At 33.7% G+C, this 17869-nt stretch carries 24 protein-coding genes and 1 pseudogene; 11 read left to right on the top strand and 14 right to left on the bottom strand.

The window, feature by feature from the left end; all coding sequences use genetic code 11:
- Positions 1-525 precede the first annotated feature (525 nt).
- From CEF14_RS16245 to CEF14_RS19105, 3 genes are all read right to left on the bottom strand, one after another.
- Positions 526-1464 carry a nucleoside hydrolase gene (locus CEF14_RS16245; RefSeq protein WP_102693784.1) on the bottom strand — a complete coding sequence of 313 codons (939 nt, stop codon included), beginning with the start codon at positions 1462-1464 and terminating at the stop codon, positions 526-528.
- A gap of 227 nt (positions 1465-1691) precedes the next feature.
- A complete protein-coding gene (locus CEF14_RS16240) occupies positions 1692-2855 on the bottom strand; it encodes an endonuclease Q family protein (RefSeq protein WP_102693783.1) in 1164 nt (387 codons plus the stop codon).
- A gap of 306 nt (positions 2856-3161) precedes the next feature.
- The gene (locus CEF14_RS19105; protein WP_170061534.1) at positions 3162-3311 is read right to left on the bottom strand and encodes a hypothetical protein; all 150 of its coding nucleotides are present in this window, start codon (positions 3309-3311) and stop codon (positions 3162-3164) included.
- A 233-nt stretch (positions 3312-3544) separates the two neighbouring features.
- Between CEF14_RS19105 and CEF14_RS16235 the strand changes: the two genes are divergently transcribed.
- Genes CEF14_RS16235 through CEF14_RS16225 form a run of 3 tightly spaced genes read left to right on the top strand, consistent with a single transcriptional unit; the run spans position 3545 to position 4625 of the window.
- The gene (locus CEF14_RS16235; protein ID WP_102693782.1) at positions 3545-3763 is read left to right on the top strand and encodes a spore coat associated protein CotJA; all 219 of its coding nucleotides are present in this window, start codon (positions 3545-3547) and stop codon (positions 3761-3763) included.
- Between the two features lies 1 nt (position 3764).
- Positions 3765-4028, top strand: coding sequence for a spore coat protein CotJB (locus CEF14_RS16230; RefSeq protein ID WP_102693781.1), 264 nt, complete (start codon positions 3765-3767; stop codon positions 4026-4028).
- 27 nt (positions 4029-4055) lie between these two features.
- Complete coding sequence (locus CEF14_RS16225; protein ID WP_102693780.1) at positions 4056-4625, top strand: manganese catalase family protein; 570 nt, start codon at positions 4056-4058, stop codon at positions 4623-4625.
- A 57-nt stretch (positions 4626-4682) separates the two neighbouring features.
- Here the strand turns inward: CEF14_RS16225 and CEF14_RS16220 are convergent, their stop codons facing one another.
- Positions 4683-5183, bottom strand: a complete 501-nt coding sequence (locus CEF14_RS16220) for a pyridoxamine 5'-phosphate oxidase family protein (protein WP_102693779.1) — start codon at positions 5181-5183, stop codon at positions 4683-4685.
- Between the two features lie 290 nt (positions 5184-5473).
- Here CEF14_RS16220 and CEF14_RS16215 point away from each other — a divergent pair, with 290 nt between their 5' ends.
- The 4 genes and pseudogenes from CEF14_RS16215 to uvsE all read left to right on the top strand — a co-directional run bounded on the left by CEF14_RS16215 (position 5474) and on the right by uvsE (position 8217).
- Entirely contained in the window at positions 5474-6142 is a 669-nt protein-coding gene (locus CEF14_RS16215; RefSeq protein ID WP_102693778.1) for a DUF421 domain-containing protein, read from the top strand.
- Positions 6143-6264: 122 nt separating this feature from the next.
- Complete coding sequence (locus tag CEF14_RS16210; RefSeq protein ID WP_102693777.1) at positions 6265-6522, top strand: DUF3243 domain-containing protein; 258 nt, start codon at positions 6265-6267, stop codon at positions 6520-6522.
- A gap of 221 nt (positions 6523-6743) precedes the next feature.
- The gene (locus CEF14_RS16205) at positions 6744-7172 is read left to right on the top strand and encodes a YugN family protein (RefSeq protein WP_102693776.1); all 429 of its coding nucleotides are present in this window, start codon (positions 6744-6746) and stop codon (positions 7170-7172) included.
- A gap of 89 nt (positions 7173-7261) precedes the next feature.
- Positions 7262-8217, top strand: a pseudogene (gene uvsE, locus CEF14_RS16200) (UV DNA damage repair endonuclease UvsE).
- 128 nt (positions 8218-8345) lie between these two features.
- Here uvsE and CEF14_RS16195 read toward each other — a convergent pair.
- Positions 8346-8768, bottom strand: coding sequence for a pyridoxamine 5'-phosphate oxidase family protein (locus CEF14_RS16195; protein WP_102693775.1), 423 nt, complete (start codon positions 8766-8768; stop codon positions 8346-8348).
- A gap of 226 nt (positions 8769-8994) precedes the next feature.
- On the opposite strand from CEF14_RS16195, the gene CEF14_RS16190 reads away from it, so the two are divergent.
- A complete protein-coding gene (locus tag CEF14_RS16190; protein WP_102693774.1) occupies positions 8995-9255 on the top strand; it encodes a transcriptional regulator SplA domain-containing protein in 261 nt (86 codons plus the stop codon).
- The gene (gene splB, locus CEF14_RS16185; protein ID WP_102693773.1) at positions 9255-10283 is read left to right on the top strand and encodes a spore photoproduct lyase; all 1029 of its coding nucleotides are present in this window, start codon (positions 9255-9257) and stop codon (positions 10281-10283) included. The genes CEF14_RS16190 and splB overlap by 1 nt, the downstream gene beginning before the upstream one ends.
- A gap of 81 nt (positions 10284-10364) precedes the next feature.
- Here the strand turns inward: splB and CEF14_RS16180 are convergent, their stop codons facing one another.
- On the bottom strand, positions 10365-10541 hold the full coding sequence (locus CEF14_RS16180; protein ID WP_102693772.1) for an asparagine synthase: 177 nt from the start codon (positions 10539-10541) through the stop codon (positions 10365-10367).
- A gap of 170 nt (positions 10542-10711) precedes the next feature.
- On the opposite strand from CEF14_RS16180, the gene CEF14_RS16175 reads away from it, so the two are divergent.
- Positions 10712-11188 carry a TspO/MBR family protein gene (locus tag CEF14_RS16175; protein ID WP_102693771.1) on the top strand — a complete coding sequence of 159 codons (477 nt, stop codon included), beginning with the start codon at positions 10712-10714 and terminating at the stop codon, positions 11186-11188.
- Positions 11189-11265: 77 nt separating this feature from the next.
- On the opposite strand, the gene CEF14_RS16170 is transcribed toward CEF14_RS16175, so the two are convergent.
- From CEF14_RS16170 to groES, 6 genes are all read right to left on the bottom strand, one after another.
- A complete protein-coding gene (locus tag CEF14_RS16170; protein WP_102693770.1) occupies positions 11266-11583 on the bottom strand; it encodes a DUF378 domain-containing protein in 318 nt (105 codons plus the stop codon).
- A 279-nt stretch (positions 11584-11862) separates the two neighbouring features.
- Positions 11863-12669, bottom strand: a complete 807-nt coding sequence (locus tag CEF14_RS16165; RefSeq protein ID WP_102693769.1) for a hypothetical protein — start codon at positions 12667-12669, stop codon at positions 11863-11865.
- Between the two features lie 122 nt (positions 12670-12791).
- Positions 12792-13127, bottom strand: coding sequence for a hypothetical protein (locus CEF14_RS16160; protein WP_170061533.1), 336 nt, complete (start codon positions 13125-13127; stop codon positions 12792-12794).
- A 121-nt stretch (positions 13128-13248) separates the two neighbouring features.
- Complete coding sequence (locus CEF14_RS16155) at positions 13249-13614, bottom strand: hypothetical protein (RefSeq protein WP_102693767.1); 366 nt, start codon at positions 13612-13614, stop codon at positions 13249-13251.
- Positions 13615-13880: 266 nt separating this feature from the next.
- Complete coding sequence (gene groL, locus CEF14_RS16150; RefSeq protein ID WP_102693766.1) at positions 13881-15509, bottom strand: chaperonin GroEL; 1629 nt, start codon at positions 15507-15509, stop codon at positions 13881-13883.
- Between the two features lie 56 nt (positions 15510-15565).
- On the bottom strand, positions 15566-15850 hold the full coding sequence (groES, locus tag CEF14_RS16145; RefSeq protein WP_102693765.1) for a co-chaperone GroES: 285 nt from the start codon (positions 15848-15850) through the stop codon (positions 15566-15568).
- Positions 15851-16037: 187 nt separating this feature from the next.
- Between groES and CEF14_RS16140 the strand changes: the two genes are divergently transcribed.
- Positions 16038-16754 carry a CPBP family intramembrane glutamic endopeptidase gene (locus tag CEF14_RS16140; RefSeq protein WP_245890196.1) on the top strand — a complete coding sequence of 239 codons (717 nt, stop codon included), beginning with the start codon at positions 16038-16040 and terminating at the stop codon, positions 16752-16754.
- 51 nt (positions 16755-16805) lie between these two features.
- Here CEF14_RS16140 and tatC read toward each other — a convergent pair whose 3' ends face one another.
- Complete coding sequence (tatC, locus tag CEF14_RS16135; RefSeq protein WP_102693764.1) at positions 16806-17588, bottom strand: twin-arginine translocase subunit TatC; 783 nt, start codon at positions 17586-17588, stop codon at positions 16806-16808.
- A 17-nt stretch (positions 17589-17605) separates the two neighbouring features.
- A complete protein-coding gene (locus tag CEF14_RS16130; protein ID WP_102693763.1) occupies positions 17606-17800 on the bottom strand; it encodes a twin-arginine translocase TatA/TatE family subunit in 195 nt (64 codons plus the stop codon).
- Positions 17801-17869: the final 69 nt, after the last annotated feature.

Genomic DNA, 17869 nt, shown 5'->3' with positions numbered 1-17869 from the left:
CCTACTTACAAATCAATCCTCACAATTTCAATTCATTATCTAGACGATAAAAACTGGAATTTAGTTTTACAACTACTCTATTAAATGACAAAAATAAATAAAAAAGATGAAATTTAGATATATTCTGAGCTAAGTAACTTACATTGTATATCCTTATACCCTTTTAAGCAAAAAAATATAGGTTTTTTTGACAAGGTTCGCCAAATGACCTATATAAAGTATTGTGCAATAATCACGCAGTAATCTCAATGTACCAAAAGATTTATATACAAAAAAATAAATGTGTCATATTATCTATTCACTAATTATCCTGTACCTTGAACGAATTTTGAAGATCAAATTTAAAAAGCCGAGAACAATAATGTGATTGTTCTCGGCTAAAATTTTCTAGTTACATCTATTGAACGTGTAACTAGCTTTTATCTATCACATGAACATAAAATACGTCAAAGTGATGACTATAATTCAATACTTCTATATAATAACTTTCTTCATTAGGAAGTTTCTAAAGTTTTTATTAAAGTATTACTCTTGCCAAGCAAGATCTACAAGGTATTCGAAAAAAGTTTCACTCTCTACATCATATATTAGGTTAACTGTTCGACCATTAGTAACTTTTTCTGTCCTACCTTGACTCGGTCCATCTATATGGATAATACTTGGAATTTCTTTTCGTTTAACAAAGTTCGAACCAAAAACAGTAAGTGTTGTTAATACTTCTCCCAATAAATATTTAGAATTAGCATTATATTGCAATTGTTTTGGGATAATAGCATAGCATTGCCCTAGAAATTCAATACCAAAATCTTGACGATTCCTCGCCCAGTGAGCTCTTATTTCTGTTGTTAATGGAACATTATCGATACTTTCTAATGCTACCAAATCTATTTCAATAGAAGATTCCCAAACCCTTGCAGTAGCATCGGGGTCCCAAAAAGCATTCCATTCCGCTGTACCATCATGTTCTGTATACACTACATTTCCTTGATCCGAAAATGTTCCACCCATCCATATCAACTTTTCAATTTTCTTTTCTATTTCAGGTGCTTCATCCAATGCTCTCGCTAAATCCGATAATGGACCTGTAAATAAAAGCGTTATTTTCTCCTGACTATTTCTTAATTGATCAACTAAATGAAGATGAGCCGGCCTTTCAACAATCATTGGTTTCGTAATGTCAAATTCATTTAATATTGGCAATGCATCTATATAAAACACATCCGTTTGCCAACCTTTTGGAAATGGATTTTTTCCTTTTGAATTGGACTTTGCCACTTCTACCGAAACCCCATGACCGAAACGATTGATAATCTTTTCAGTTGCAAATAGTGCAGGCTCTACATAAGAATTGGTTGGCATAACACCTACACCTACTAATTCTACCTCTTCCATTTGCAATAATAAAAACAGTGAAATTAAATCATTTACTCCACCATTATGATTCAAATAAACCTTCTTCGACATATCAATCACCTCACCTATCATTAATAGTTACTGCTTATCTAATGCTACCAAATATTATTAATTTTTTCCATTTATATTCTATAAACTTTTAACTTTTAAATTTTTCCTGAATTTGTAATTAAATAAATCAAGTTCATAAGTCCGTTTTACGTTAAGAAACACGGACAATTCTACGAATATTCAACGAAAAAGGAATGTCGTATTTAACGGACATTCCTTTGATTATTCTACTCCAATTTTATTTTCCCATATGCTCCTCCACCACCCACCGATAATGAAAGTTTCCCATTTCTCCCTTTATCTATTAATTTGGCAATTTTCGCTGGGACTACTTTTTCGAAATCTTCTTTTGGTACCTCGTGTAGAATAGTCATTTCTGTCCCAAAGGTTGCTAACAATTTTTCCATTGTTTTCTTACCGATACCCGGTATAAAGTCTAAAGGAATTTGGTGAATATATGGTGGACGAATTCTCAAATTTTCATCTGTATCCGTTAATTCTTCTATCCGTACCGCGACACCCTTTACAAGATGTTTTCCTCCACAATTTGAACAAGGGATTTCTGTCGTTCGATAACCACAATCAGCACATGCTGTTTCATGGTATTTTCCTAAAAGAGGATTAAGACCGTAATTTACAATAATTCCTCGGCCCTCTTCTTCTTTTAATGCTTTTTTCAATTCATCGAAAGTTGGCTCTTGCATACGGATTTTTTGATACTCACGTGCCATTTTACCAAGTGAATGTGCATCTGAATTTGTTACAAATGTATAATTTGCTAGTTCGCTAATTCCTTTTACCATGTCTGTATCTGAACTAAGTCCTAATTCAATTGCATCGATTTGATCCATATCAAAAACTTCCGCAAGGCTCTTTCTTACGCCTTTCCCATACGCACTTTTAAATGGCGTAAAGACATGAGCTGGAATAAATAAACCACTCAGTGAATGAACCTTATTTTGCAATGTAATCGCATCACAAGCGATACGCTGTGTACTTAGGTTTATATTGGTAACATAATGGTGCATCCATTTAGAAAATTCTCTTATTGCTTCCCATGTTCTAAAAAACGCGAGAACATGGAGTGGGCCTAGGCAATTTTCATCGTTTACTTCAATCTCTACTCCTGGAATAAGAGTCGTGTCTTGATAACGTAAACCACCACCAGCTAGCTCTTCCATTTTATTTTCTTTTATTAGTGCATCCATTTCTTCTAGCACTTCTGGAGAGTGACAATCAATAACCCCAACAATGTCCAAACCTTTTTGGGTTGTTGCAGTATGCAAAATATTTTCGAGTGTTAATGATTTACTTCCTGTTATCTTCACAGGTTTTCCTTTCCATGTACGACCAATATGAATATGTAAATCTGCATAAAAAGCTGAAAACATTTGAATCACTCCTTTAAAACTAAAATTCGTTGTTCAAACTATATAGTTAGAACCATCCCATACAATCATTCAAAATTTCAAGAATGTATTCTTTATTGCTAAATATCGTACTTAGCAAAACCATTTCATGTTCACTATACTCCCGTTGCGTAAAGTGAAACTACCATCAGTTTTCTTTCATCTCCACTGATGGTTAGCTTTTACTGGAAATTTTCCCCACCTATCTTCCCTCTCAATCTTACGGTGGGGTCTTTTTACCCGAATGCAGATAAAAAAACCTTGCATTTCTGCAAGGCTAGACTTCTCTTATAAAGAACTCGTTTCATTAATCCCCGGCTGATTCCCTTTAAAATTGCCTGTCTCATAAGCAATTAGTGTATAACCAAATTTTTCTTCTAAGTCTTTTAACTCTTTTAACTTTTCTTCACTAAGTGATGCAAATTTGTTCTCTTCCATTTATCATCCACCCTTTCATTTAAAAATTAGTTTGAACTTAATCGGCTAGATTATGTATTAAAGATTAAAGATCCTCTAAAAATGATGCTAATCATATAAAATGAATGTCCTAAAAATCAAAAGCACCCATTCGATCATTCATCAAAATTCAACATTAAATGCCAAATAACGTATAATGCAAAAGTTGAGTTCATATAGATGGAATGATGAAATACAAAGGAAAGGAGGTTTATATGTTTACGCAATTTAAATATTGGAATCCTTATGTCAGCCCCTTTGATCCTTGTAAACCAATACGGGTAAAGAGCTACTCTACTCCACCACAACTCTATATTCCATTCCAACCACCTGGATTACCACAATACCCAACCGCAAAACAAGCATTACACTGTGGTACACTTTGGCCAGATCTTTTCAGCCCTTATCCTAATCCACAAGAAAAGGGGAATTAAAATGACAAAGAAAATGTCTCCTGAGTTTTATAAGCAGCTGGAAGAAATTCAAGCCAATGATTTTGTAATTCTCGAATTAAACCTCTATTTAGATACTCATCCAAATGATTTTGCAGCTATTCAACAATTCAATGAGGCTTCACTTAAAAGTATGGAAATGAAAATTGAATTTGAAAAACAATTCGGTCCACTTATGAATTATGGTAAAAGCTTTTCTGGATATCCTTGGAATTGGAAAGACACTCCTTGGCCTTGGCAGGTGTAAAAGCAGATTGATAGGAGGAATTAGTGAATGTGGTATTACGAAAAGAAACTACAATATCCCGTCAAAGTAAGGGAGTGTAATCCAAGATTAGCTAAATTTTTGATTGAACAATATGGTGGTGCAGATGGTGAATTAGCAGCTGCACTCAGATACTTAAATCAACGCTATACAATACCTGACAAGGTTATTGGCCTTTTAAACGACATTGGTACAGAAGAATTTGCTCATCTTGAAATGATTGCAACAATGGTTTATAAACTTACGAAAGACGCTACACCTGAGCAATTAAAAGCAGCTGGTCTTGGTGAACACTTTGTAAATCATGATCGAGCTCTTTTTTACAATAATGCTGCAGGAGACCCATTTACTGCTACTTATATTCAAGCTAAAGGTGACCCTATTGCTGACTTGTATGAAGATATTGCTGCTGAGGAAAAAGCACGTGCCACATACCAATGGATTATAGATATGTCAGATGATCCGGATATAAATGATAGCTTAAAATTCCTTCGTGAAAGGGAAATCGTACATTCTCTTCGTTTTAGAGAGGCTGTCGAAATTTTAAAAGAAGATCGCAACACAAAGAAATTCTTTTAAATTTAATTTGGCATTCGTTACTGATTGTTTTCATCATGTAACAAATGCCAAAACTTTTTAATGCACTAATCCTTCATTCAATTTACCCGTAATTTTTTCAATTTGCACTTCGAATAGTTCAATTTTAGGAAGAATCGGATATCCTTCTCTTTCAAACGTCCAATCAGGATCTCCATATTTCTCTAATAAGCAATCAAAGAACCACGATTTTTTTTCATCTGCTTCAATACGTTGAATCTTGCCAAATAAAACAACACTTGTATAAACAAGAGCCGATTGGCATGCATATTTTTTGCCAGGATGTAAGTCCCCCATCTCACTTACCTCTATACAAACATTCTGGTTCTTTTTGATGTTCTCCCAAAAATGGCTTTCTCGGATATTGCCAATATGAAGATATACTTTGTCTTCTTCAAAAACATAGACAAGAGGAATCACATATGGAAAGCCCTCTTCATCTACTGTTGCGACATGTGCTACTTTAGCCATCTTCAAAAAGTGTTTTGCTTCATCCTCGGTAATTTCCACTCTCTTATTTTGTATAAGTCCTCTCAACATTTCTCCACTCCCCTATTAAATCATATAAGCATATATCTTACAGAAATTTGGCAATAATATTACTATCATTACTGAGTCCCTGTATTTACCCTGATTTTAACATATATTTTAAATACATCATATATTAGAAGTAAATTTTTTCTATATATCTCTAAAAATGATTATTTAGATAAGACTCCAAAACAAGATAAAGAAAGAATGAAGAAATTAGAATGTGGAGATAATTAAACCTAGATTATGAAAATAGACATTAACTACACTCATCTAACTAAGGAGATTTTTTGTTAATCATGCTGTATATAACCTTTAAATTATTAGCAGGATTCATCATTTTATTTATCATTATTACTTTTGTTGGTCGGAAAATTATTAATCAAATTACACCTTTTACGTTTATAGGATCTATTGTTATTGGAGAGTTTTTAGGAAATGCTGTATACGAAGAACATGTTCGTATATTAGAAATTATCTATTCAATTAGTTTGTGGGGGCTATTACTCTTTATAGTTGAATTTCTGGATAGAAAATTTTTACCCTTTCGCAGACTTTTTCAAGGGAAGCCTAGCGCTCTTATTAAAAACGGAGTAATTGATCGAGAAGAATTAAAAAAATGCCGTATGAATATTAATCAACTACAAAGCTTACTTAGGCAAAATGGGACTTTTTCTGCTCGTGAAGTAGCCTATTGTTTTTTGGAGTCAAATGGTTCACTTAGTATATTAAAGAAACCAAAGTATCAGATGACAACAGCAGAAGACTTCAACCTTCCTGAAAAACCTGTTCACGTTCCTGTTACGATTATTCGTGATGGTAAACTATTAAAAAATGAATTGAAAAGTATTGGTTTTGATGAAACATGGTTAAAAAAGCAATTAGCAATGCATAACGTTTCTAAATATCATGATGTCTTTTTAGCTGAATGGCTAGAAGGTGATGGGATTTTTATTCAGAAGTGTTGATTATTTTCAATAAGATACGTCGCTATTTTGTCATTTAAATCTAACTGATTATGTTAATTATCGATAAGTCTACATATTATTTTCATCTTTGGACATACTTAAAGTATAAAGGAGGGGATAATATGCCGATGTTAGAAAACTGGCAAAAGTGGACATCTTTTTTAGGGCAAAACGTAGCACAAGCTGAACAAGCTGGTATGCCTAATAAAATAATCCAACAAGCCGCTATACAAATTGGAGAGTACTTAGCCAAAAATGTTGATCCAAAGAATGAACAAGAACGCGTACTTTCAGATATGTGGGGCGTTGCTTCAGAAAGTGAAAAAGAAGCATTAGCGAATTGCGTTCTTAAGCTTGTGCAAAATAAAAATCTACAATAAAAAAATAAACTACCCCACTAACCCCTATTGTTAGATTAAGCATCTAATAATAGGGGTATTTGTATATATTTCATGGTTAATGTTGAATGATACGAGGAGCACTCCTATAGATGAACTATACATTTTAATAATCGTGATTCTAAGAGATTCTGTTTTTTTTGAATGATATTCATTTTTTTGTTAAGAATAGTAACAGTAAATTCAAACTGAGGTGATGAATCATGTTACAATTCGATTCAAGAATTGAAGGTAAAAAAGCTGAATTTGGTTATATTCGGGATCTATTCGAACCTTTTGGATGCCATTTTTGTACTAATTTTGAATATCATAAAGGCCAATTTGATACAATTCTTTATCGTAAAGATGGTGAAACGATTTATCTTCGAATGCCTTTTAGAGTTTTAGATGGTGAATTAGATCACCATGCAGCATATATTCAGTTTGGAAAACCCTTTGTGATTAAGCACGTTGTGAACCTTGGCTTAGACTATGACGAAAACTCATTATTAACAGCTACAGCCGGACTTAGTCAATTTCAAGATCCTTTAGATAGAGATGGTGAAATAAAAGATAAAAGTAGATGGGTAAAAGCTGGTAAAGAGAAAATTGATCAAATGCTTAATTCAATTAAAGATGAGTTAGTTTCGTAAATAATGAAAGTAAGTGAAAAAATTAACCGAAACAATTTCTTATTGTGAAAGAGTTTCGGTTTTTTTTATGTATTGGAGGATAAAAATACATGAAGATTCGTTTCGGATATGTAGCAAATGCATTAGGTTTATGGGATGCAAGCCCATCAAAGGCTCTAACTTTCGCTCGATATTCAGCTCTTCCAAAAAGAGAGCGTTTAGAAAAGTTAAAATCGATTACAGCCCAAAATCTGCATCATACCAAAAGAATTTTACATTATAATATTGCACATGAAATAGAATTATATCGATTTTCAAGTTCGCTCGTTCCTTTAGCTACCCACCCTGAAGTTATGTGGGATTACATTACTCCTTTTAAAACTGAGTGGGAAGAAATTGGACAATTGATGCAACGATTTAAGCTATGTCCGAGCTTTCATCCTAATCAGTTTACACTTTTCACAAGTCCTCGAGAGGAAGTCACCATGAATGCTGTTAAGGATATGGAATATCATTTTACAATGCTTGAAGCTATGAATGCACTAGATCGTGGTATTATTAACATTCACATTGGTGGAGCCTATGGAGATAAAAAAAGTACATTAGCGAGGTTCCATCAAAATCTAAAGAAATTACCAAATGAAATTAAAAAACATATGACACTTGAAAATGATGATAAGACTTATGATGTTTTGGAAACACTTACTACTTGTGAAAAAGAAAATATACCCATGATTCTAGATTATCATCATATTATATGGGAAATAAAGGAGATGTTAGTCTCTCCCATTATTTACAACGTATATTTGATACTTGGAATGCATTTCATACTAAACCAAAAGTTCATCTTTCTTCACCTAAGTCAGAAAAAGCATATCGCTCTCATGCAGATTTTGTGTCATTGGATTTCGTTCTTCCCTTTTTAGAAATGACAAAACCAATCGATCGAGATTTTGACATTATAATTGAAGCCAAACAAAAGAATATTGCGATGCATAAATTGATAGAAGAAATAGCTTCTATCAGGGGGGTCAAACGTATTTCAAGCTCTATTTTGCAATGGTAATTTTAAATTTTTGGTCTCTTAAAACCTTCCATACAAATTTAAGGGCAGCTTTTTTATATAAAGTAAAAAAGTTTAACCAGATAACTGCCCTTTAAAGTTCGAATGTCTTCTGCGTCACCTAAAACACTTTATAAAACAAGTTCTTCTGAAGATTCACCATGAGTATTTAAAATACGTATAATCTCTGGCTGAATTTGCAGAAAAATATAGTTTGGATCTTCTGGTCCCTTAAACCATTGGCTAAATGATTCTTCCCACAATTTCATTTTCAGTTCTTGTGATTTATTGATAGAGGCAATCCCCGAAATTTCAACATAGGCATCATCTTGTCCTTTATCTTCATATCCTAGCAATACAGAAACAGATGCATTAGCTTCTATTTCTTCGATTTTCTCTGTATCCATTTTCGTTGGTGTAAACAATGTTAAACCTTCACTGTAAAATGTCATATATCTCGAATGAGGCTTATTATTCTCAACCGATGAGAGAACCCCTAATTTATGTTTAGAAATAATATTAAGAATCTTTTCTTTTAAATCCTGATTGCTCATAAATTCTACTCCTTTTTTTTAGTTATGTTTACTTTCCCTCATAAAACGATATTTTATACTGTAAGTACCTTAAATCGAAACTTCTAGTTCTAAATTATTTTACCGATCAATTTCATTTACACGTATCTTTTCCATATTAAAGAAAACATAATATTTGATACAAAAGGAAAAACTTTATTAATAATAACTAATGCAGAAGAATTTATGGAAAGAATAGGTGATCAAAATGGAACTATTTAATGAAAATCAAAATTATAATGCTGGAGATATTGTTTATGTCTTTTACCGAAATCCACACACTCAGGACGTAGCAAATATTCAATCAGCTGCAGTAGTCAATAACCCCGAAAACCCAAATGAATTAGCAGTATTTCTTTACGAAACTTATTATCCTTTAACTGAGGAAATTGCTATTTTCACTTCGGAAGAAGAGGCAAATGAAGCCTATAATTATTATTACGGTAATCCTTCTGAGAGGTTATCTTAATGAATAATCCCTTTATACCGAGACTTGTATATTTTGAACCAAAAGCATTAGATTACCCGTTAGGAGAACAGCTTTATAAAAAATTCAAAAAAATGGGTATTGAAATTAGATATACTACTTCTCACAATCAGGTAAGAAACCTGCCCGGAGAAAATGATTTCCAGAAATATCGAGTTGCAAAATCTACATTAGTAGTTGGAATTAGAAAAACACTAAAATTTGATACCTCAAAGCCTTCGGCGGAGTATGCGATTCCTTTTGCCACAGGTTGTATGGGACATTGTCATTACTGCTATTTACAAACAACAATGGGCAGTAAACCATACATCCGTACTTATGTAAATGTTGATGAAATTCTAGATACTGCCGACAAATATATAGCTGAACGTGCTCCAGAAATAACAAGATTTGAAGCTGCTTGTACATCTGATATTGTGGGGATTGATCATTTAACTCATACATTAAAGCGCGCTATTGAACATTTTGGTCAATCAGAATATGGAAAATTAAGATTTGTTACAAAATTCCATCATGTAGATCATTTACTTGATGCTAACCATAATGGGAAAACTAGATTTCGGTTTAGTATAAACGCTGACTATATCATCAAAAATTTTGAACCAGGTACTTCTTCTCTTGATCAACGAATTGAAGCTGCTGGAAAAGTAGCTAGAGCAGGCTATCCACTTGGTTTTATAGTTGCTCCTATTTATCTTCATGACGGATGGCAAAAAGGCTATTTTCAAATGTTTGAACATCTCGATGCCGAATTACCCCTTGATGCACGGGATGATATTACCTTTGAATTCATCCAACACCGATTTACAAAACCCGCTAAAAGAGTAATTGAAAAAAACTACCCGATGACAAAACTAGAATTAGATGAAGAGAAAAGACGGTATAAATGGGGTAAATACGGCATTGGAAAGTACATTTACCAAAAGGAACAAGAAGAGGATATCAAAAGTCATTTATATTCCTATATGGAGAAATTCTTTCCAAATGCAAAATTGGAATATTTCACTTGAAATGTTTGAGAATTCTCTTTTATGATCTGTAAAAATAAAAAATTAAAAAGGGAAGGATCATGATCCTTCCCTTTGAATCCATTAGCGACGATGCTCGACTAAATCGATTGCACCTAACACAATATGCGCTAAACCAAAGCCAATAATCGAGCCTCTAATCCACGGTGTAATGTTTCTATTATTCCGTAATGCCACTCCTGTGGTTGTTACAGCTGTTCCGAGAACTGTGGGAATTAAACCTTCTCGTACGTTATCCATAAAAACACTCCTCTCGTTTGTTGCTAAGATTCCCTCTTATGTTTTGCATTAAAAGCCGGATTATACTGACTAACAATAAGTGGAATCGAATTTCACCAACATATTTCTATAAGTTCACTAATAAAAATCAGTTCAAAGCATACAAATAATTATTAGTTAGGCAAGTACTAATGGAGGTGAATGTTATTTTTTCAGCTATTTTAATTTTTATTATTGTGTATTTATTATTTAGTCTATCTGGCATTTTATTTCCTATTGATCGTACATGGTATGCATCGCTAAAAAAGCCTTCTTGGACACCCTCTGGTAAGACAATCGGAATCATTTGGGCGATTTTATATGCATTAATCGCTCTGTCACTGGCAATTGTTGAGTATAAAATTGGGTTAAAAAATACGAGTATCACATTTATGCTGTTATGGGTTATCAATTATTTAGCCAATCAAGCATTTAGCTTTTTTGAATTTAAAGCAAAAAGACTCGATTTAGCTTTTCTCGATACTGCTGTAGTTGCCATAACTACCCTCTTACTCATATTTGCAACCCTACAATATTCAGTATTGGCAGCTATATTACTTATTCCTTATTTAATATGGTCTACAATAGCTACTCTCTTAGCTTGGTCCATTTATCGTTTAAATAAGTAAAGAGGCATTTGAATAAATAATTCTATACAAAAAACCAAAAAGCCATGCAATCGCATGGCTTTAGAAACAATACATCTTTAATCTTTCTTTTTGTTTTTATCTTTTTTTACATCTGTAAAATCGGCTTCTTCACCAAATTCAGTAGACACATCAGGATTTCTTCTGAAATCACGATTTGTATCATATTCCTCATCTTCAATTCTTATAGGAGCAAACAAAAGGGCTATACAAGCTAATCCACTTAAACCCACAAGGCCAAAAATAACTCTTGATAAAAAGGCAGTTTGCCCTCCAAAAATTGCTGATACTAAGTCAAATCTGAAAAAACCAATCAGCCCCCAGTTAATAGCACCAATAATCACTAGAGCTAACGCAATACGATTTAGTACTGACATGAATAGTACACCTCCCTCATCTAGTTGCTAAGATTCCATCTTATCTTTTGCATTTAGAGAATTTTAATACTAAGTAAAGGAATAGCTCCAAAAATAAATTTAACTTTGGTCAGTAATAATAACAGAACAAATGGAAAAAATAAAATTCACTATATCATCCATATTAAATAACATGGATTATTTCCGTAGGTTAGCTCATGGCAATATTTAATATGTAGTTAAAAAAATAAAAATACGCCTACACTATCGTGAAGGCGCATTTAAATGGATTGTAAATTTTTAACCTGGAACAGGCATACAAGGGCCGCAAATGTTTCCACATACAACATCTTGACCAGCTCTTGCCCCCCAAAGAACGTTCGCAACAGTATAAACTTGTGTTGTAGTAAACGAGAAGGTCAAAGGGTTAGTTGGTGGTGTAGTAGTAGGAGTTATTTCAAGAGCAGGTCTCTGTGGTGTCGTAGCTAGACAACCTATTGACCCTTCTGGATTATTTGTTGTTGTAATAGTAACAGGTCCAGTAACGCTACCTGCCACAATTGATACTGGTGTTGTGGTACATGCTACGATATCCAAATGGCTTAAGTCTCTGAAAGGATTCGTATTATTTGTTAGTGTATAGGTCCAAGTTTGTGTTCCATCACCATTTGTTACTACATTATCTAAAGTCAGCGTAAATCCATCAACAGTATTTGACATCTCACAGGCAGGAGGAGTAGTAGGGCACGACCCTGGTCCAAAATCACCACAAGCAACCAATCCTTTATTGGTGTTTTCAGCAACAGCATCAAAGGTAACATCAAATTGCGCACAAAGTTCCTGAGTTATAGTAAATGAGCATGAAGTACCAACTATAGTTGGAAATGTACTTGAGAAACTCGGGTTACCTACACAAAATGTTTGGATGTTTGTTACATTAACAGAGGGTGTAACCGTTAATTCAGCTGCAGCAGTAACACTTTGGTGAACCGTTGTCGTACAAGGAGTAGGTGGATCTACATCTTGTTGTGTTACAGCTTGGCTTTGAGTAGCACTACTAAGTTTTGCGTTTTTATCATCATGACAGCCACAATCGTTTAAAGCCAATTTTTACACTTCCTTTCTTTGTAATACTGTATTAAATGCAAAAAAAATTTAAAAATCACGGCATTTTAATCAATTTTATCTAGTCATTCACGTGATTTTAGGTATAAATTATTATAAAGAAACTAATTACATGGTTTTTCAGAATTACAAATAACCCCGGTGGCTTTCACTTCTGCTTTTGCCTTAAAATTCATAGGGATTTTAACACATAAATCTTGTTTGATGATCAATTGGCATTCATCTTTTTTTGAAATTTCCTTTTTTCTTCTACTGACATGTAGGGGACCTGAACATTTTATTTTTACTTCAGAATCTTTTATCCGGACAGTTGGCTTAACAGTCACTGATGCCACTACACTTACATTTTTCTTAATTGTTTTTGTACAACCGTTTTTGTCCACCGTTTGATGATGCTGAACCAAATTTTCCTTTTGAAGCTTTGAATCCATTGAAATCATTCCTTTTTATAAAAATCACCTGTACTTTACATTTTTGAAATCATCTTAAAGGTCACACTAATATCCCCTCTATTTTATATAAAAAGCATCTGTTTAAAGATAGACGATGCCTTTCTATCCTTTAGTCAGATGAACAAGAGGTTGAAGAGGATTCATCGGAATCACCATCGTTACAAATTACCCCATGTTCTTTTGTTTCTACTTTGGCACTAAAATGAACAGGGATTTTTATCCGAATTAATTGGTTAACATAAAGGGAACATTCCTCAGATGCTCCTTTTCGTTTTGACTTTGGTTCGATTGTAGCCTCCAAGCATTCAATCTTGACATCTCCAATTGAAACATTCGGATTTATTTTCACCTTTGCTTCGACACATATTTCTTCATCAAGAAAAGCACACGAACAATCTTTTTCGTCATCAGAATGTTTTATTGGTTTAGGAGGATTAGGAGGTTTAGGTTGATGTTTAGGAGGTTTTTTGGGCAATGTATTCTTCCTTTCCGTAATTTATTTATACTTTTATATAATGCTTTCCTTCCTAATATGTGTCAGGTTGTTTCTGTTTACGTTAGGCCTACGACTAGGGAATTTATGAAATTTTTTACTATTAAAAAATACAAACCCAAAATACAGAAAAAAGGCCTCCCAAAAGTTCAGTGAACTATTGAAAGACCTTCTCTTATAAACTTTTTATTTACTTAATTTTGGCAAGCCATCATTTCACCTTTAATATAGAGGCTTCATGATGTTGATTACATCATACCGCCCATGCCGCCCATATCAGGCATTGCTGGAGCTGGAGTTGGTTCTGGGATATCAGCTACTACTGCTTCTGTAGTTAAGAATAGCGCTGCTACAGATGCTGCATTTTGAAGAGCTGAACGAGTTACTTTTGTAGGGTCAACGATACCGGCATCGATCATGTTTACCCATTCGCCATTTGCAGCATTGAAGCCTGTACCGACTTCTTCACGTTTTAAGCGGTCAACGATGATTGAACCTTCAAGACCAGCGTTATTTGCAATTTGACGAACTGGTTCTTCAAGAGCACGTAACACGATTTTCACACCAGTTGCTACGTCACCAGTTTCTGCTGCTTCTACTTCAGCAACTTTGTTGTAGATGCTTACTAATGCAACACCACCACCTGCAACAATACCTTCTTCTACTGCTGCACGAGTTGAGTTAAGAGCATCTTCAATACGTAATTTACGTTCTTTTAATTCTGTTTCAGTTGCAGCACCAACTTTGATGACTGCTACACCACCTGCAAGTTTAGCAAGGCGTTCTTGTAATTTTTCTTTATCGAATTCAGATGTTGAATCTTCATATTGAGCACGGATTTGTGCAACACGAGCTTCGATTACATCTGCATTACCAGAACCTTCAACTACAGTTGTGTGGTCTTTTGTAACAACGACTTTACCAGCATGGCCTAGCATATCGATTGTAGCTTGTTTTAAGTCTAAACCGATATCTTCAGTAATTACTTGACCACCAGTTAAGATTGCAATATCTTCTAACATCGCTTTACGACGATCACCAAAGCCAGGAGCTTTAACAGCTACTGCATTGAAAGTACCACGTAGTTTGTTTACTACTAATGTAGCTAATGCTTCGCCTTCAACGTCTTCAGCAATGATTAAAAGTGGTTTACCTTGTTGAACAACTTGTTCAAGAACTGGTAGAATTTCTTGGATGTTAGAGATTTTTTTGTCTGTGATTAAGATGTATGGATTGTCCAAAACAGCTTCCATTTTATCTGTATCAGATACCATGTAGTGAGATAGGTAACCACGATCAAATTGCATACCTTCTACTACATCTAGTTCAGTAGTGAAACCTTTAGATTCTTCAATTGTAATGACACCATCGTTACCAACACGTTCCATAGCTTCTGCAATAAGTTCGCCAACTTCATCATCAGCTGCAGAAATTGCTGCTACTTGTGCAATTGCTTCTTTGTTTTCTACTGGTTTAGAAATTGTTTGTAATTCAGTAATTGCAGTCGCAACAGCTTTATCAATACCTTTACGAATACCTACTGGGTTAGCACCAGCTGTAACATTTTTCAAGCCTTCACGAATCATTGCTTGAGCTAATACAGTTGCAGTAGTAGTACCGTCACCAGCAATTTCATTTGTTTTAGATGCAACTTCTGAAACTAGTTTTGCACCCATGTTTTCATATGGATCTTCTAATTCGATTTCTTTTGCAATTGTAACACCATCGTTAGTAATTAGCGGTGAACCGAATTTTTTTTCAAGAACGACGTTACGTCCTTTAGGTCCTAATGTTACTTTTACAGCGTTTGCTAATTTATCTACACCTTTTAACATAGCGCTACGAGCGTCTTCACTAAAACGAATATCTTTTGCCATTATGAAAAACCTCCTAATATTTTATCTATTTTCTCATTAACTATTTTTTATCATCATTATTCAACGATTGCTAGAACGTCTGATTCACGAAGGATTAAGTATTCTTTACCTTCATATTTTACTTCTGTTCCTGAATATTTAGAGAAGATAATGTTGTCCCCTTCTTTTACATTAAGTGGAACTACATTGCCACCATCAGTTAAGAATCCAGTACCAACTGCAACAACTTTACCTTCTTGAGGTTTCTCTTTTGCAGAGTCTGGTAGTACGATACCGAATGCAGTTTTTTCTTCAGCTTCGATAACTTCGATAATAATACGATCGCCTAATGGTTTTAACAATTGAAACAACCTCCTAGAATTATGGATAAATAATATATTATTAGCACTCTTCTTTATCGAGTGCTAACACAATTATTATATTAATGAATTCTAATTCTTTTTGCAAGTAAGAAGCATAAAAAATTTTGTTTTTATTCACTTATATTTTACAATAGAGGAAACCAAGTTATTAGAGAGGATTCTGATTTTGAAATCTAAAAAAACAGCACTATATATTTTATTGATTTACATTGCGATGCAATTATCCTCTTTCCTATTTTTGCGTCCATTGGTCCACTTTATTCAAGGACGTCATCCGGAAATGAGTAAAAGTGAACTCATATTGACTTCGCAAGGTTGGTATATTTTTATCAGTATGGGTTTTGCGCTTTTAATCTCCCTTATATTAACTTCTCGTGATCAAACCTTTTGGAAGATTTATAAAGGAAGTAAGGCTTCAATACCTTCATCTATCTTGTGGGGTATAACTGGCTTCTTTATGGTATTTGTTGGTCAATCTATCGGTGCTATGATTGAAGGATCTTTAGGCATTACTCAAAAATCAGAAAATACGGCAACCCTTGTTTCAATAGCAGATGTTGCGCCAATTACTATAATAGCGCTCGTATTTATTGGACCAATTCTTGAAGAATTTATTTTTAGACGTGTTATATTTGGTTCATTAGTACAAACTACAAATTTCTTTATTGCAGCTATAGTTAGTTCTATAGTATTTGCACTAATTCACCTAGATTTCAAACACATCATAATATATGCAATATCGGGTTTTATATTCGCATTTCTGTATCACAAAACGAAACGAATTATGACATCTATTATTGCTCATATGATGCTTAATGGATTTGTTACTGTTTTTCAATTATATCAAGAACCAATTCGAAAATTTTTAGAACAATACCAGTAATGAGAATATATAGTAATTTATTCTCCAAAAATCAAAAAAATCCTTCTACCTTTACTTGGTAGAAGGATTTTTTTCAATAGAACTTGCTGCAAGTTCCATTTGATGATTTTGCTCAGCTTTCAAATATTTACGGTAGCCGATACGAGAAATAATAATACTAATCTCGTATAAAAAGCAAAGCGGAATAGATACAATAAACAATGACATAACATCTGTTGGTGTTATAATGTCCGAAATTACTAACAAGATGAAGTAGGCATATTTGCGAACTTTCGATAACATTTGTGGTGTAATGATCCCTAAACGCGTTAAGAATAGAACTACGATGGGTAACTCAAATACAATTCCAAATGGTAATGTAATCTGTAATAAAAATTGGAAATATTCATTAATACCAATAGTTTGCTCTACATCTAACTGAGCAGACATATCGGCCATGAATTTAATCATGTATGGAAACAGGACTTCGTAAGAGAACATGACACCACCGACAAATAAAAGTACAATGTATGGAATATATCTTAATGTTGCTCTACGTTCCTTTGCATATAAACCCGGACTAATAAAAGCCCAAAATTGATATAGGATGACCGGTGATGTCATTACAATTGCCAGGACAAAAATCACCTGAAAGTAAATGTTTACTGGATCCGTTATCTTAAATGAATGGAGCTGTAATTGTTTTGCCTCACTGCTATATTGCAAGAAATGGATTAATGGTTCTGCTAAAAAAAAGCTGCTAATCACAGCAATCACAAAGAAAACGGCAACAATAATTAGCCGTTTCCTTAATTCTTCTATATGTTCGACAATAGTTAGTTCAGTATTATTCATTCAACTAACATCCTAACTTATTTATCTTCAGATTTTGTAGATTCAGATACTTTTTTAGAAGTATCATCATCATCTGCTAAACCTTTTGTAGCATTTTTGAATTCACGGAGAGTAGAACCCATTGCTTTACCAAGCTCAGGCAATTTCTTCGGTCCGAAAATTAGTATCGCAACAACTCCTAAAATAACTGCAGTTCCAGCACTAATTCCCATTTCAGACACCTCCTAACAATATGCTCTTATTTTAACCCATAAATATATTTTTGGCTATTTCTATTATTA

Source organism: Rummeliibacillus pycnus (assembly GCF_002884495.1).
Classification (GTDB): domain Bacteria; phylum Bacillota; class Bacilli; order Bacillales_A; family Planococcaceae; genus Rummeliibacillus; species Rummeliibacillus pycnus.
Note: the sequence above shows the minus strand (reverse complement) of the source record. Positions and strands in the feature narration are given on the sequence as shown.